Origin of the sequence: Rhodococcus sp. IEGM 1408 (genome assembly GCF_033142235.1) — a bacterium.
In the GTDB taxonomy this organism is placed as follows: Bacteria; Actinomycetota; Actinomycetes; order Mycobacteriales; family Mycobacteriaceae; genus Dietzia.
Map to the genome: position 1 here is coordinate 178301 of NZ_JAWLRW010000003.1, position 15046 is coordinate 193346.

Below are 15046 nucleotides of genomic sequence, written 5' to 3' on the forward strand. Positions count from 1 at the left end.
CGGGCGGGGCCGCTAGGGTTACCGCGTGACCGACTCCCTTCCTCCCGTCTCCGACCTGCTCGCCACCGCGGTCGAGAGCCTCGGCGGAAGCGAGCGCAGCGGCCAGGTGACGATGGCCGAGGCAGTGGGTAACGCCCTGTCCACCGGCGAGCACCTGGCGGTCCAGGCCGGCACCGGCACCGGCAAGTCCCTGGCCTACCTGGTGCCGTCGCTGCGCCATGCCGTGTCCACCGGAAAGACGGTGGTGGTCTCCACCGCCACGATCGCCCTGCAGAACCAGCTGGTGGACCGCGACCTCCCGCGGCTGGCCGCCGCCCTCAAACCGCAGCTCGGGGTGACCCCCTCGCACGCGATCCTCAAGGGCCGCGGGAACTACCTGTGCCTGCACCGCGTGGGATCCGGACCGGTCGACGAGGTCGACCCGGAAGAGGTACTGACCGAGGAGCTCTTCGACCTCCCCCTGGGCGGCGAGTCCACGGCGGCGCGCCCCCCGCGCGGGTCGTCGTCCCGCGACACCGGCCCCGACTCTCGCCTCGGGCAGGAGATCTCCCGGCTGTACGACTGGGCCCAGGAGACTGATACCGGCGACCGGGACGACCTCCCCCGCGGCGTGTCCGACGCAGCGTGGCGGCAGGTGTCGGTGACCAGCCGCGAATGCCTGGGGCAGCTGTGCCCCCACGTCACCGAGTGCTTCGCCGAACTCGCCAAGCAGCAGGCGGGCCGGGCCGACGTGGTGGTGACCAACCACGCCCTCCTCGCGATCGACGCCATGACCGACGTCTCCGTCCTGCCCGAGCACGACGCGGTGGTGATCGACGAGGCCCACGAGTTGTCCGACCGGGTGACCGGGGTGACTACGGCCGAGCTGACCGGTGCCGCCGTGATCCAGGCCGCCCGGCGCGCGGCCAAGCTCGTGGACCAGCAGTCCGCCGACCGCATGGTGGCCGCGGGCGAGGGTCTGGCCGGGCTGCTGGAACTCTGCCCCGAAGGCCGGTGGGACCTGCTCCCCGAGGGCGCCGACCTCGCGCTCGCCGCGGTCCGCCAGACCGCGGAGCACTGTCGGAGCGCCGTCCCCGGCCCCAAGCCCGGCGAGGCTTCGGGCGACCCCCAGGGTGCGTCCGACCGGCAGAAGACCCTGGCCGCGCTGGACGAGATCGCCGAGGCCGCCGATCGCATGCTCTCCTCGTTCGAGCGCCCGGTCACCGAGCGGCTCGAGATCGTGTGGATGAGTGAGGAGGACCGTCGGGGACGGATCCTGCGGGTCGCCCCGCTCTCCGTCGCCGGGTTGCTCCGGGCGCGACTCTTCGCCGAATCCACCGTCATCCTCACCTCCGCCACCCTCACCACCGGCGGGAAGTTCGACGGTCTCGCGGCCACCTGGGGGTTGCCGTCGGCCTCCTCCGCGCGCCCCGACCCGGCGACCGCCGTCGCCCTGGAACCACCCTCCGACGACGACGCGAGCAGCCTCCGGTGGACCGGGCTGGACGCCGGATCGCCCTTCGACTACCGCCGCAACGGCATCCTCTACGTGGCCTCGCATCTCCCCGCGCCCGGCCGGGAGGGCGCCTCCCCCGAGGCCGGTGACGAGCTGGTCGACCTCGTCACCGCCGCGGGCGGCCGCACTCTGGGCCTGTTCTCCTCGATGCGCGGGGCCAAGGCCGCCGCCGAACTGCTCCGGGGGCGGCTCGACACCCCGGTGCTGTGCCAGGGCGATGACTCGACCGCCAACCTGGTCCGGAAGTTCGCGGCGGACGAACAGACCACGCTCGTGGGCACCCTCTCGCTGTGGCAGGGCGTCGACGTGCCCGGGCGGTCGCTCTCGCTGGTGGTGATCGACCGGATCCCGTTCCCGCGGCCGGACGACCCGCTGCTCTCGGCACGTCAGCGGGCCGTGGGGGCCCGCGGCGGCAACGGCTTCCTGGCCGTCGCCGGCAACCATGCCGCGCTGCTGCTCGCGCAGGGCGTCGGCCGGCTCCTCCGGCGGACCGATGACCGGGGCGTCGTGGCCGTCCTCGACTCCCGCCTGGTCACTGCCCGCTACGGCGGCTACCTGCGGGCCTCGCTTCCGCCGTTCTGGCAGACCACCAATCGTGACGTGGCGATCGGCGCTCTGGAGCGGCTCCGGGACGCCTGATTCCTGTACCGGCACCGCGCACGCACGCGTCCACGGCGGGAAGCGGATCCCGGTGTCAGCTCGCGTCGACGGCGATGACCGTCAGCGAACCCGGCGCGACCTCGGTGTACCCGGCGTCGACCACGGCGGCCACGCCCGGGGCGCGGGCAGCCACCGCGGCGGAGAGCTCGCGCCAGCGATCGGGATCGGCTTCGCGGACGGCCACCGGCAGCCCGTCGGCGATCCACCGGTCGAGTCGCGGACGCGTCATGACCGCGGCCAGCAGCATCACCCCGTGCCCGACCTGCGCGGCCGCCTTGCCCACAGACATCTCCAGGGCGCCGTCGATCCACACCACCGGGACACCCGGGGGCGGCGGTCCGGGCTCGTCGCGCTCGAGGTCGGTGCCGCCGATCTGCAGTCTGCCGAGCCGGGGGTCGACCTCGTCGACGGGACCGGGAACGAACGCCTTCGCGGCGCACCCGTCCACCTCCCGCATCACCCCGGGGACCCCGAGGGCGGTGCGCCACTGCGCGCCGCGGGCCCGGCGGGCGATCTTGCGCATCCGGGCGTCGAGCCACGCCCCGTAGGGCTCGTGCCACGGACCGCCCGGCGCCACGCGGGCGTCCAGGCAGAGCGCGGCGACGGCACCTGCGACGGCCTCCAGGAGCGGAGTGCGCCGGGGAAGGTCGGCCTTGGGCAGGTGCAGCACGATCGGCATGGACCGGACGGTGCCACGGTCCTCCGGGTCCTCAGCACCCGCCGATCCCGCCCGGAGGCGCGCATGGCACCAGTCGAGCGCCGGGCCGGCGGCGGGAACCGGGGCGTTCGTGGTGACCGCGGGATCCGGGGAGTCGGCGGCGTCCGGGGTGTCGGTCACGCCAGCGGTGCCTGCGGCGTCCGGGGTGTCGGTCACGCCAGCGGCACGCGACGGTACGTGCCGGCGGCCGTATCGGCCGCCTCGATCTCGTCACGGGTGATCCCCAGGACAAACAGGACCGTGTCGAGGAACGGCTTGGACAGCGACGCGTCCGCCACCTCGCGCAGGGCCGGCTTGGCGCAGAAGGCGATGCCCAGACCGGCCGTGGTGAGCATGTCGATGTCGTTGGCGCCGTCACCCACGGCGACCGTCTGGCTCAACGAGATACCGAGCTCGTCGGCGAACTCGCGGAGATACTCAGCCTTGGCCGCGCGGTCGACCACATCGCCGATCACCCGTCCGGTGAGCACTCCGTCCACGATCTCCAGCGTGTTGGCCCGAGCGAAGTCCAGACCCAGCTCCTCGGCCAGCCCGGAGATCACCTGGATGAACCCACCGGAGACCACGCCGCACCGGATCCCGAGGCGCTTGAGCGTCCGGATGGTGGTGCGGGCGCCCGGGGTGAGGACGATGCTGGAGGCCACCTCGTCGAGGACGCTGGCGGGCAGCCCGGCGAGCGTCGCGACGCGCTCGTGGAGGGACTGGGCGAAGTCCAGCTCTCCCCGCATCGCGCGCTCGGTGACCGCGCGGACCTCCTCCTCTTTGCCGGCGTGCGCGGCGAGCATCTCGATGACCTCGCCCTGGACGAGGGTGGAGTCCACGTCAAAGACGACGAGGCGCTTGGAACGCCGGCCGAGGCCCGCCCGGTCCACCGAGATGTCGACCAGGTGCCTGTCCGACAGGGGCGCCAGGGTCTCGCGCAGCCGGGCGTCGTCGGCGGCATCCCGGCCCGCCGTCGACACGTGCAGTTCCAACCCGGTCACCGGGTAGTCGGCGATCCCCCGGATGGTGTCGATGTTCGCGCCGATCGAGGCGAGCGACCCCGCCACTGCGGAGAACGCTGACGCCGTGACGGGACTCCCGAGGATCACCACGGCGTGGGTGGACGGCGGTGCCGACGGCGCGATGTCGTCGAACTGGACATCGAGCTGCATCCCCAGGTCGTGGGCCTGCTCGTTGAGCTCGCGCACCACGCGGACGACGTCCGCGGTCGCGTCGACCCGAACCATGAGCCCCAGGGAGAGGTGGCCGTTGACCACGACCTGCTCGACGTCCACGAGATCGGCGCGGTGGGTGGCCAGGACGGCCATGATCCCCGCGGTGACGCCGCACCGGTCCGGACCGGTGACGGTGAGAAGTGCGGGGGTTCCGGGGGTGCTCACGTGGGCTCCTGACGATAGGTCGGGCGGACGACCGGATACATGAGTACCAGGTCACTGAGTACTGGGGCGATGAGTACTGGGGCGATGAGTACTGGCTGACACGCGGAAACCCCGCCGGTAGACGAGCCTACCGGCGGGGTTTGGCGGGACCTGCGCCCGTGGGTGAGTACGGGCGGGTGATCAGCCCCTCTGCGGGGACGAGCCGCGCTCGGCCACGTCCTTCGCCGAATCCGGGTCCTTGGCCTTCTTGCGGCCGCCGACGTGGGCCTCGGCCCGCATCCGCTCACTCATGTGCGGGTGGTGCAGCTCGAACGCCGGGCGCTCGGAGCGGATCCGCGGGAGCGTCACGAAGTTGTGGCGCGGCGGCGGGCAGGAGGTCGCCCACTCGAGCGAGTTGCCCGCGCCCCACGGATCGTCCACGGTGACGATCTCGCCGTAGCGCCAGCTCTTGATGACGTTCCAGATGAACGGCAGCATCGCGATGCCGAGGATGAACGAGCCCACGGTCGAGATCTGGTTGAGAACCGTGAAGTTGTCCGTCTCCAGGTAGTCGGCGTAGCGGCGGGCCATGCCCTGGTTACCCAGCCAGTGCTGCACCAGGAACGTGGTGTGGAAGCCGATGAACATCAGCCAGAAGTGCCACTTGCCCAGCGTCTCGTCGAGCATCCGCCCCGTCATCTTGGGGAACCAGAAGTACACGCCGGCAAAGGTCGCGAACACGATCGTCCCGAAGAGCACGTAGTGGAAGTGCGCGACGATGAAGTAGGTGTCCGAGATGTGGAAGTCGATCGGCGCCGAGGCCATCATGACGCCCGTCAGACCACCGAAGAGGAAGGTGATGATGAAGCCGAGCGCGAAGATCATCGGCGTCTCGAACGTCATCTTGCCCCGCCACATGGTGCCGATCCAGTTGAAGAACTTCACGCCCGTCGGGACGGCGATGAGGAACGTCATGAACGAGAAGAACGGCAGCAGCACCGCGCCGGTGACGAACATGTGGTGCGCCCAGACCGCCATCGACAGCGCGGCGATCGCCAGGGTCGCGAAGACCAGGCCCGCGTAGCCGAAGAGCGGCTTGCGCGAGAAGACGGGGAAGACCTCCGTGACGATGCCGAAGAACGGCAGCGCGAGGACGTACACCTCGGGGTGGCCGAAGAACCAGAACAGGTGCTGCCACAGGATGGCGCCGCCGTTGCCCGGGTCGAAGATCCGCCCACCGAACTGACGGTCGTAGAAGACGCCGAGGGCCGCAGCGGTGAGCAGCGGGAAGATCAGCAGGATCAGGACCGACGCCACGAGGACGTTCCACGTGAAGATCGGCATCCGGAACATGGTCATACCCGGCGCGCGGAGGCAGATGATCGTGGTGACGAAGTTGACGGCACCGAGGATCGTGCCGATACCACCGATGCCCACGCCGAGGATCCAGAGGTCAGCGCCGACCTGCGGCGAGTGGATCTTGTCCGCCAGCGGCATGTACATGGTCCAGCCGAAGGCCGCGGCGCCACCGGGGGTGAGGAAACCCGAGAGCATGATCGTGCCGCCCGCGGTGAACAGCCAGAAGCCGAAGGCGTTGAGGCGCGGGAACGCCACATCGGGAGCGCCGATCTGCAGCGGCATGATGTAGTTCGCGAAGCCGATCACGATCGGGGTGCCGTACAACAGCAGCATGACCGTGCCGTGCATGGTGAACAGCTGGTTGAACTGCTCGTTCGATAGGAACTGCATACCGGGCAGGAAGAGCTCCGCCCGGATGAGCAGGGCCATGAGCCCACCGATGAAGAAGAAGATGAAGCACATGACGATGTACATGATGCCGAGCATCTTGTGGTCAGTCGTCGTCAGCATCTTCCACACGAACGATCCCTTACGGGCGGTACCCGTGGGTTCGCCCGGTGGATGATCGAGCTCGTGGACCGGCTTGGGGGCCACTGCGGTCATAAGGGTCCTCCTGAACGCCTCACCCGACGTCGTGGGTCGAACCACCGACCCCACGTCGAACGCATAGGAATAGTGCGCGACCGCAATCCTAACCCTCCGCTGAGGATTGCCCGTCACCCGCCCCGCACAACTCGTCGGCCGCGTTCACCACCGCCGGGAGCGGCTCTCGTTACCCGAGCGAGACTGCACGCAGACCCGCCGCCACCTCGACTGACGACAGCACGGCCGGGCCCATCTCCTAGGCTCTTGCGTATGACCGCTCCCGCGCCGATCCGACCCCGTCACCCCCAGTGGGGGCTTCCGAGGACGCCGGCACGTCTGGCCGTCCCTCTTGTCGCGGGGCTTCTTCTCGCGGCCTGCGGCCCCTCCCCCGTCGACATGGTCGAGCACCCGGTGACCACCACACCCTCGCGGGTGGCGGGCGAGGAACTCCAGCGTTCCGCCGAACCCGACGAGTCGTGCGCCGCCGAGCCGGTGCCGGCCGAGTTCGCAGGGGCCGGACAGCGCCGGGTCGCCTCAGAGGGCCAGGTCCCCGACCGGGTCGAGGTGCCGCGATCTCCGGAACGGATCCTGGCACTCGGAGCGGGGGCCGTGGACGTCGCCTGCGCCCTGGGGTTGCAGGACCTCGTCGTCGGCACCTCCGGGTTGCCCCGGGACGCCGACGTGTTCCTCCCCCACTCCCTCGTGGACCTGCCGGACATCCCGATCCCCGCGGGCGTCGCGCCGGGCGAGGTCGCGGCCGCCGCCCGCGACCTCCGACCGGACCTCATCGTGCTCGCCGACACCCCGGGCCGGGACCCGGCCGTCGCGCGGGAGTTGTCAGAGGTCGCCCCGACCGTCGTCTACGACGCCGACGTGCTGCGCTGGACCGACGCGACCGAGTCGATCTCCGACGCCTACGGCCGACCCCGCGCGGGCGGGGACGTCCTGCTCGACGTGATCGACCGCGCCCGCGCGACCACCGCCAGGACCACCCCGTCCGACACCCAGGTCTCCCTCGTCAGCATTGTGGGCGACACCGGGGACGGCGTCGTGACGCAGGACCCGGACACGCTCGGGTCGCTCATGCTCGAGGCGGTCGGCGCGGGCCGGCCCCCCGCACAGCGCACGCGGGAGGGCGAGCGCATCCCGCCGCTGCCGGAGTCCCCGGCCCTGGGTGACGAGCTCGACGGCGACGTGATCTTCACCGTCCTCGGCGGCTCGCCGGAGTCGGAGGAGATCGCACGGCGGGTCTTCAGTTCCGACCGGTGGCTGGAGCTGGACGCCGTGGGCGCCCGCCGGATGTTCGTGGTGGACCGGGCCGTGTGGGAGGGCGCCGGGCCCGTCGCCGCGCGCGCCGTGCTCGAGGACATCGCGAACTCGATCAACGGGATCGCCCCGGACGGATAACCCACAGCACCCTCCAACCCCCGGCGCCCCAGACGCCTCCTGAGAGGTGTCGGGGGCGCCGGGTTCAGGCCTGGTGTGGTGTCAGGGCTGGTGTGTCGTCACTCCTGGTGAGTCAGAAATCCCAGTCCTCGTCCTCGGTGGCCTCGGCCTTACCCATGACGTACGAGCTGCCGGAGCCCGAGAAGAAGTCGTGGTTCTCATCGGCGTTGGGGCTCAGGGCGGACAGGATCGCCGGGTCGACGTCGGTCTCATCCTTGGGGAACATCCCCTCGTAGCCGAGGTTCATCAGCGCCTTGTTGGCGTTGTAGCGCAGGAACTTCTTGACGTCCTCGGTCCAGCCCACCGGATCGTAGAGATCCTCGGTGTAGTCGGCCTCGTTGTCGTACAGCTCGAAGAGCAGCTCGAAGGTGTAGTCCTTGAGCTCGTCGCGCTCGGCCTGGCTCACGTGCTCGAGGGCGCGCTGGTACTTGTAACCGATGTAGTAGCCGTGCACCGCCTCGTCCCGGATGATGAGCCGGATGATGTCCGCGGTGTTGGTGAGCTTGGCCCGCGAGGACCAGCGCATGGGCAGGTAGAAGCCCGAGTAGAACATGAACGACTCGAGGAGGGTCGAGGCGATCTTCCGCTTGAGCGGATTGTCCCCCGCGTAGTACCCGAGGACGATGTGGGCCTTCTTCTGGAGGAAGGGGTTCTCCTCAGCCCAGCGGAAGGCGTCGTCGACCTGCGGTGTCGAGCACAGCGTGGAGAAGATGGTCGAGTAGCTCTTGGCGTGGACCGACTCCATGAACGCGATGTTGGTGAGCACCGCCTCCTCGTGGGGGGTCGAGGCGTCGGGGATCATGCTGACGGCGCCGACGGTCCCCTGGATGGTGTCCAGCAGCGTCAGCCCGGTGAAGACGCGGGCGGTCATCTGCTGCTCGTAGTCCGTCAGGGTCTGCCAGGACGGGATGTCGTTGGACACCGGAACCTTCTCCGGCAGCCAGAAGTTGGTGGTGAGCCGTCCCCAGACCTGGTCGTCGACCTCATCGGGGATGCGGTTCCAGTTGATCGCCGACACCCGGTCGACGAGCCGGGGGGTGATGCCTGCGGCGGGGCTGTGTGATCCCGGAGCGTGGAGCTCGGCTGTCATCGGATCTCCTCTTGGTGGCGGGTGGGGTCGGGGACGCAGGTTTGCGGCCGCGGGATCAGAGCATGCACGAGACGCAGCCCTCGACCTCGGTGCCCTCGAGCGCGAGCTGACGCACGCGGATGTAGTACAGGGTCTTGATCCCCTTGCGCCAGGCGTAGATCTGGGCGCGGTTGACGTCGCGGGTGCTGGCCGTGTCCTTGAAGAACAGGGTCAGCGAGAGCCCCTGGTCCACGTGCTGGGTGGCCGCCGCGTACGTGTCGATGATCTTCTCGTAGCCGATCTCGTACGCGTCCTGGTAGTAGTCCAGGTTGTCATTGGTGAGGTACGGCGCCGGGTAGTAGACGCGCCCGATCTTGCCCTCCTTGCGGATCTCTACCTTCGAGGCCACCGGGTGGATCGACGAGGTCGAGTTGTTGATGTAGCTGATCGACCCCGTGGGCGGCACGGCCTGCAGGTTCTGGTTGTAGATGCCGTACTGCTGCACGTCTGCCTTGAGGGCGCGCCAGTCATCCTGGGTGGGCACCGCGATCCCCGACTCGGTGAACAGCTCACGCACCCGCTCGGTGGCGGGCTCCCACACCTGGTCGGTGTACTTGTCAAAGAACTCGCCCGAGGCGTACGTGGACTCCGGGAACCCGGCAAACCAGGTCCCGCGCTCCCGCGCGATGAGGTTGGACGACCGCAGCGCGTGGTAGAGCACCGTATAGAAGTAGATGTTGGTGAAGTCGATGCCCTCCTCGGATCCGTAGAGGACCCGCTCACGGGCGAGGTAGCCGTGGAGGTTCATCTGTCCCAGGCCGATCGCGTGCGACTCCGCGTTGCCCCGCTCGATCGACGGGACCGAGTCGATGTGGGTCTGGTCGGACACTGCGGTCAGACCCCGGATGGACGTCTCGATGGTCTGGGCGAAGTCAGGCGAGTCCATGGCCTTGGCGATGTTCAGCGAGCCCAGGTTGCAGGAGATGTCCTTGCCTACATGGGAGTAGGACAGGTCGTCGTTGTACGTCGACGGAGTGGAGACCTGGAGGATCTCCGAGCACAGGTTGGAGTGCGTGATCTTGCCGGCGATCGGGTTGGCCCGGTTCACCGTGTCCTCGTACATGATGTACGGGTAGCCGGACTCGAACTGCAGCTCCGCCACGGTCTGGAAGAAGTGCCGGGCGTTGATCTTGGTCTTCTTGATCCGGCTGTCCTCGACCATCTCGTGGTAGTGCTCCGAGATGTTGACGTCCGCGAAGGGCTTGCCGTAGATCCGCTCGACGTCGTACGGCGAGAACAGGTACATGTCGTCGTTCCGCTTGGCCAGCTCGAACGTGATGTCGGGGATCACCACGCCCAGCGACAGGGTCTTGATGCGGATCTTCTCGTCCGCGTTCTCCCGCTTGGTGTCGAGGAACTTGAAGATGTCCGGGTGGTGGGCGTGCAGGTACACCGCTCCGGCACCCTGGCGGGCACCGAGCTGGTTGGCGTAGGAGAAGGAGTCCTCCAGCAGCTTCATCACGGGGATGACGCCCGAGGACTGGTTCTCGATGTGCTTGATCGGGGCGCCGTGCTCGCGGAGGTTGGACAGCAGCAGCGCCACGCCGCCACCCCGCTTGGACAGCTGCAACGCGGAGTTGATGTTGCGACCGATGGACTCCATGTTGTCCTCGATGCGCAGCAGGAAGCACGAGACGGGCTCGCCGCGCTGCTTCTTGCCGGAGTTGAGGAACGTGGGCGTGGCGGGCTGGAACCGGCCTTCGATGATCTCGTCGACCAAACGCATCGCCAGTGCCTCGTCGCCGTCCGCGAGCGTGAGGGCGACCATGCAGACGCGGTCCTCGTAACGCTCGAGGTAACGCTTCCCGTCGAACGTCTTGAGCGTGTACGAGGTGTAGTACTTGAACGCACCGAGGAAGGTCTGGAACCGGAACTTCTTGGAGTAGGCGTGGTCGAACAGCTCACGCACGTAGTTGCGCGTGTACCTGTCGAGCACCTCGCGCTCGTAGTAGTCCTTCTCGACCAGGTAGTCCAGCTTCTCGTCCAGGTTGTGGAAGAAGACCGTGTTCTGGTTGACGTGCTGCAGGAAGTACTCCCGCGCCGCCTCACGGTCCTTTTCGAACTGGATGTTCCCGTTCGCGTCGTAGAGGTTGAGCATGGCGTTGAGCGCGTGGTAGTCCATGCGCTGCCCCTCGCCCGCCTCTGTCGCAGTCAGGCCTTCGGGGGTCACGGTTGGTGCTGCCATGCCAGAACTCTTCCAATCCTTCGCGGACGCGTATGACGTCCTCTTGTGTGCCCATCAACTCGAACCGGTAGAGGTACGGGACCTCGAGCTTTCCTGCGATCACGTCGCCGGAACGACCGTAATCCGCTCCGAAGTTGGTGTTGCCGGCGGCGATGACACCCCGGCAGAGGCTTCTGTTGTGTGCGTTGTTGAGGAACGCGACCACCTGTCGCGGGACCGCGGCCCCGCTCTTCCCTGTGACCTCGAGGCTTCCCCCGTACGTCGGGACGATCAGAACATATGGGTCCGACACGACCACGGGCGTCTCGGTCTTGCGCACGGGTATCCGTAGCGCCGGGAGCCCCAGTCGATCGATGAAACGCTTGGTGTTCTCGGAGAAGTTAGAGAAGTAGACGATCCTCACCGGCTCGGTGGCCGGTAGCGGAGCCGCCATGACTGCCCCCCTTGTTCAACCTCAGTACTGGACGACCGTGCCGCAGGCCGCCACCATGTTGCAGTCGCCCACCGTGTTGCAGTCCGCGGTCGAGCCTCAGGCCGCGACCGTGGCAAGCGCCTTGATCCGGTCCGGGCGGAACCCCGACCAGTGGTCGCCACCGGCCACCACGACGGGCGCCTGCAGGTACCCGAGGGCCATCACGTACTCCCGAGCCTCGTCGTCCACCGAGATGTCAACGATCTTGTACTCGAGGCCCTGCTTGTCGAGCGCCTTGTAGGTGGCGTTGCACTGGACGCAGGCGGGCTTGGTGTAGACGGTGACCATGAGTTCGTGGACCTCTTTCGGCACTGGCGCCGGGTCGGCGCGGAGGGGGTCTTCTCGGACGGTCATCGGCTCCGGCGCTCGCGCCCGGCCTGTGACTAACCGTGATGTCTGTTAAGTGTTTGTCTGTATTTGTTGCTGCCTGCCGGGGTTCTCAACCCGAATGTCACGAGTGGCATTCATCGGGCGTCGCAACGCTCTTAACACTACCCCTAGTGGCCGACGAGTCAATCGACCACAACATTTTGGTCTTACAACACTGATATTCCCAGGTCGCGATCCCGCCTTGTGGACATTCTCAGCCCCCCGTGGGAACTGTCGGCTCCGACCCTGTCGCGTCGACCGCCGACCGTCACTCTCCCACACCGGGGCCGGTCCCGGAGACCACATTCGGCACCCCACAGGCACCCCGCTGGCGCCCCACAAGTTGTCCCCAAGCCGTCCCCACACCGACCCCAGCCCGTCCACAGGACTGCTGGTCAGCGGGGTGGATTTCGGGGTGGCCGGACCGGTTGGCGCGGTAGCTGAAAGCGGGGCGAACCGCGGGAGACTGGCACCGCGGGGCGCGCGGCGGCACGGCCCTGGTACCGCGGAGCGCGCGGCGGCACGGGTGCATCGCGGGAGCGTCGCGGGACGCCCGGCACGGCTGCATCGCGGGGGTATCGCGGGACGCCGGGAGCGGCGGGGTCACGCCGGCGTGGGGCGCCCCGACCCCCGGGGACGACGACGAGGGCCCGCCACCGGCGAACCGGAGACGGGCCCTCGAGGGTGCGTGGGATCCACGCGGACGAACTCAGCCCTGACGGGCCTTGAAACGGGGATCCTTCTTGTTGATCACGAAGACCTTGCCGTGACGGCGGACAACCTGGGCGCCCGGCTTCTTCTTCAGCGACCGGAGGGACTTGCGAACCTTCATCTGGCGCTCCTTAGGCTCTCGGGGCGGCCGCGTTGGCCGCCGACAGGACGGGAATGACTGTGCGACACCTCCGACCTCGAAGTCGGATGCACGACACACAACTGGATCATCGTAACGGACCGGCACACCGGAACTCCAACCGGCGGTGACGGGCCCACCACCTATGCTGGCCCCCATGAACGCCTCCCCTGTCGGAACAGAACTCCGGTCCGCGATCATCGACGAGCTCGGGGTGTCTCCCGAGATCGATCCGGCCGAGGAGGTCGGGCGCCGCGTCGACTTCCTCGCCGACTATCTGCGGTCCACCCCTGCCACGGGGTTCGTACTGGGGATCAGCGGTGGCCAGGACTCCACGCTGACGGGCCGACTCTGCCAGCTCGCCGCCGAGAAGCTCCGGGACGAGGGCGTGGCGGAGGCCGGTTTCGTAGCCATGCGTCTGCCCTACGGTGTCCAGTCCGATGAGGCTGACGCCCGCACGGCCCTGGAGTTCATCCGGCCCGACGCCACAGTCACGGTCGACGTCCGCGCGGCCTCCGATGCCTCCTCCGCCGCGGCGGCCGCCGCCCTCGCCGACCTCCCGGGGCGTGCGGGCCCGCTCCGCGACTTCGTCCGCGGCAACGTCAAGGCGCGCGAGCGGATGATCGCGCAGTACGCGGTGGCCGGGCAGCTGGGCCACCTCGTCGTCGGCACCGACCACGCCGCCGAGGCCGTCACCGGCTTCTTCACCAAGTACGGCGACGGCGGTGTCGACCTGACCCCCCTGACCGGCCTCACCAAGCGCCAGGGCGCCGCACTGCTGCGTCACCTCGGCGCCCCCGAGTCGACGTGGCACAAGGTCCCCACGGCCGACCTGGAGGACGACCGCCCGGGCCTGCCCGACGAGGTGGCGCTGGGCGTGACGTACGAGCAGATCGACGACTACCTGGAGGGACGCGACGGCGTCCCGCCGGAGGCCGCGGCCCGGATCGAGCACCTGTTCCTCACGTCCCGCCACAAGCGCGCCGTCCCCGCCACGCCGATGGACCACTGGTGGCGGTAGCCACGCGATGAGCCCGGGAGGTCGGCCGGCTGTCCGGTCAGGCCAGGAGGGACCAGACCGATTCGAGGGCGTCCGCCGTCCCGGGCACGTCGTAGGACTGGGTGGTGAACACCGCCGCTGACCGGCCGGTGCGACGGTCGACGTACCCGATGGTCCCCAGTCCGCCCGCCCAGCCGACCGCGCCGTCCGGCCGGACCTCCACCTGGAACCCGTAGCCACACCCCGGGCCGATGAACCCCTCGGCGGTCGCACGCTGCCCGGCGGTCAGGTGGTCGGTTGCCATCTCCTGCGCGTACTCCGCGCCCAGTACGGCCCTCCCGTCGATCAGGACGTCGAGGAACGCCAGGTAGTCGGCGACCGTGGACACCAGCCCGCACGCCAGCGACTCGAACTCCGGGGCCCGACCGAACCGTCCCGCGGTATCGAGCTCGCGGAGCCCCCCGCCCGGTCCGACCCCGTATCCGGTGGGTATCCGGTCCGATTCCGCGCTGAAACCGAGGTCACGCAGCCCCAGCGGACCGGTGACGTGCTCGGCCAGCAGCTCGGCCACGGAGGTGCCGGTCGCCCGGGCCAGGAGGACGCCCAGGACGTCGCTACAGGTGTGGTAGTACCACCCCCGACCCGGGTGGTCGGCCAACGGGAGTGCGCCGAGGAGACGCAGGTACTCGTCGGGGGGCATCGGCGGGGCATACGGTCCCGGTGCGACCTGCCGCTCGCTCATGGCGTGGGCCAGCGGGCTGCCCTCGCCCGCCCAGCCGAAGCCGGCGGTCATGGAGAGCAGGTGCCGGAGTGTGACCGGCCCCTCCGCCGGGACGGTCTCCTCCAGTGGGCCACCGGGCCGCGCCAGGACCCGCGGCTCCGCCAACTCGGGCAGGTACCCGGCGACCGGGTCCTCGAGCTCGAGGACTCCCAGCTCGATCAGCCTCATCGCGAGGACACCGCCCACCGGCTTGGTGTTGGACGACAGCGGGAACACCGAATCCGGTGCGAGAGCGGGGCCGCCTACTGACCGGGCGCCGCCCGCGAAGATCCGTGACCGGCCGTCGTCGCGGACTCCGGCGACGTACCCGACCAGGTGGCCGCTCCCGACGAGCCCGTCCAACGCGGCCCCGACGTCCCCCGGCTCAACCATGCGCCCACACTACGACGGTGATCGACATGAAAAAAGGGATGCCCCGGCTCATCTCTGCAGATGAACCGGGACATCCCCGTGGTGGAGCTAAGGGGATTCGAACCCCTGACCCCCACACTGCCAGTGTGGTGCGCTACCAGCTGCGCCATAGCCCCGTACCTTGTTCACCGTTGACCTCTCGGTCACCGGCTCGACCAAAGTTACACCATCGCGGTTCGGGCCTCCAAATCGGCTCCGGCCCCGCCACGAACGGGCGGGGCCGGT

11 protein-coding genes, 1 tRNA gene and 1 pseudogene are annotated in these 15046 nt (G+C 69.0%); 3 read left to right on the forward strand and 10 right to left on the reverse strand.

The annotated features are described in order from the left end of the window. Positions 1-25 precede the first annotated feature (25 nt). Positions 26-2134 (forward strand): ATP-dependent DNA helicase, encoded by a 2109-nt coding sequence (locus R4P08_RS06105; protein WP_317812890.1) that lies wholly within the window; start codon positions 26-28, stop codon positions 2132-2134. 55 nt (positions 2135-2189) lie between these two features. Here R4P08_RS06105 and R4P08_RS06110 read toward each other — a convergent pair whose 3' ends face one another. From R4P08_RS06110 to ctaD, 3 genes are all read right to left on the reverse strand, one after another. Beyond that, complete coding sequence (locus R4P08_RS06110; protein WP_317812891.1) at positions 2190-3029, reverse strand: aminoacyl-tRNA hydrolase; 840 nt, start codon at positions 3027-3029, stop codon at positions 2190-2192. Then, the gene (serB, locus tag R4P08_RS06115; protein ID WP_317812892.1) at positions 3026-4255 is read right to left on the reverse strand and encodes a phosphoserine phosphatase SerB; all 1230 of its coding nucleotides are present in this window, start codon (positions 4253-4255) and stop codon (positions 3026-3028) included. Before serB ends, R4P08_RS06110 begins: the two co-directional genes overlap by 4 nt. A 180-nt stretch (positions 4256-4435) precedes the next feature. Continuing rightward, positions 4436-6196, reverse strand: a complete 1761-nt coding sequence (ctaD, locus tag R4P08_RS06120; RefSeq protein ID WP_317812893.1) for a cytochrome c oxidase subunit I — start codon at positions 6194-6196, stop codon at positions 4436-4438. A gap of 252 nt (positions 6197-6448) precedes the next feature. On the opposite strand from ctaD, the gene R4P08_RS06125 reads away from it, so the two are divergent. After that, entirely contained in the window at positions 6449-7585 is a 1137-nt protein-coding gene (locus R4P08_RS06125; RefSeq protein ID WP_317812894.1) for an ABC transporter substrate-binding protein, read from the forward strand. 112 nt (positions 7586-7697) lie between these two features. On the opposite strand, the gene nrdF is transcribed toward R4P08_RS06125, so the two are convergent. The 5 genes and pseudogenes from nrdF to ykgO form a co-directional block, all read right to left on the reverse strand. Next, positions 7698-8714, reverse strand: coding sequence for a class 1b ribonucleoside-diphosphate reductase subunit beta (nrdF, locus tag R4P08_RS06130; protein WP_317812895.1), 1017 nt, complete (start codon positions 8712-8714; stop codon positions 7698-7700). Between the two features lie 55 nt (positions 8715-8769). Beyond that, positions 8770-10875, reverse strand: coding sequence for a class 1b ribonucleoside-diphosphate reductase subunit alpha (gene nrdE, locus R4P08_RS06135; protein WP_317812896.1), 2106 nt, complete (start codon positions 10873-10875; stop codon positions 8770-8772). Between the two features lie 4 nt (positions 10876-10879). Beyond that, positions 10880-11371, reverse strand: a pseudogene (nrdI, locus tag R4P08_RS06140) (class Ib ribonucleoside-diphosphate reductase assembly flavoprotein NrdI); the annotation flags it as partial. Between the two features lie 96 nt (positions 11372-11467). Then, positions 11468-11698, reverse strand: coding sequence for a glutaredoxin-like protein NrdH (nrdH, locus tag R4P08_RS06145; RefSeq protein ID WP_317813120.1), 231 nt, complete (start codon positions 11696-11698; stop codon positions 11468-11470). 790 nt (positions 11699-12488) lie between these two features. Continuing rightward, complete coding sequence (ykgO, locus tag R4P08_RS06150) at positions 12489-12611, reverse strand: type B 50S ribosomal protein L36 (protein ID WP_317812897.1); 123 nt, start codon at positions 12609-12611, stop codon at positions 12489-12491. 175 nt (positions 12612-12786) lie between these two features. Between ykgO and nadE the strand changes: the two genes are divergently transcribed. Continuing rightward, positions 12787-13650, forward strand: coding sequence for an ammonia-dependent NAD(+) synthetase (gene nadE, locus R4P08_RS06155; protein ID WP_317812898.1), 864 nt, complete (start codon positions 12787-12789; stop codon positions 13648-13650). Positions 13651-13687: 37 nt separating this feature from the next. On the opposite strand, the gene R4P08_RS06160 is transcribed toward nadE, so the two are convergent. Together R4P08_RS06160 and R4P08_RS06165 are read right to left on the reverse strand one after the other, a co-directional pair. Continuing rightward, positions 13688-14782, reverse strand: coding sequence for a serine hydrolase domain-containing protein (locus R4P08_RS06160; RefSeq protein WP_317812899.1), 1095 nt, complete (start codon positions 14780-14782; stop codon positions 13688-13690). Positions 14783-14861: 79 nt separating this feature from the next. After that, a tRNA-Ala gene (locus R4P08_RS06165) sits at positions 14862-14937 on the reverse strand. Positions 14938-15046 lie beyond the last annotated feature (109 nt).

Excerpts from the sequence above, each read along its gene's own strand:
- ctaD (WP_317812893.1), bottom strand. The coding sequence starts at position 6,196 with ATGACCGCAGTGGCCCCCAAGCCGGTCCACGAGCTCGATCATCCACCG.
- R4P08_RS06125 (WP_317812894.1), top strand. The coding sequence starts at position 6,449 with ATGACCGCTCCCGCGCCGATCCGACCCCGTCACCCCCAGTGGGGGCTT.
- nrdF (WP_317812895.1), bottom strand. The coding sequence starts at position 8,714 with ATGACAGCCGAGCTCCACGCTCCGGGATCACACAGCCCCGCCGCAGGC.
- nrdE (WP_317812896.1), bottom strand. The coding sequence starts at position 10,875 with ATGGACTACCACGCGCTCAACGCCATGCTCAACCTCTACGACGCGAAC.
- nrdH (WP_317813120.1), bottom strand. The coding sequence starts at position 11,698 with ATGGTCACCGTCTACACCAAGCCCGCCTGCGTCCAGTGCAACGCCACC.
- ykgO (WP_317812897.1), bottom strand. The coding sequence starts at position 12,611 with ATGAAGGTTCGCAAGTCCCTCCGGTCGCTGAAGAAGAAGCCGGGCGCC.
- nadE (WP_317812898.1), top strand. The coding sequence starts at position 12,787 with ATGAACGCCTCCCCTGTCGGAACAGAACTCCGGTCCGCGATCATCGAC.
- R4P08_RS06160 (WP_317812899.1), bottom strand. The coding sequence starts at position 14,782 with ATGGTTGAGCCGGGGGACGTCGGGGCCGCGTTGGACGGGCTCGTCGGG.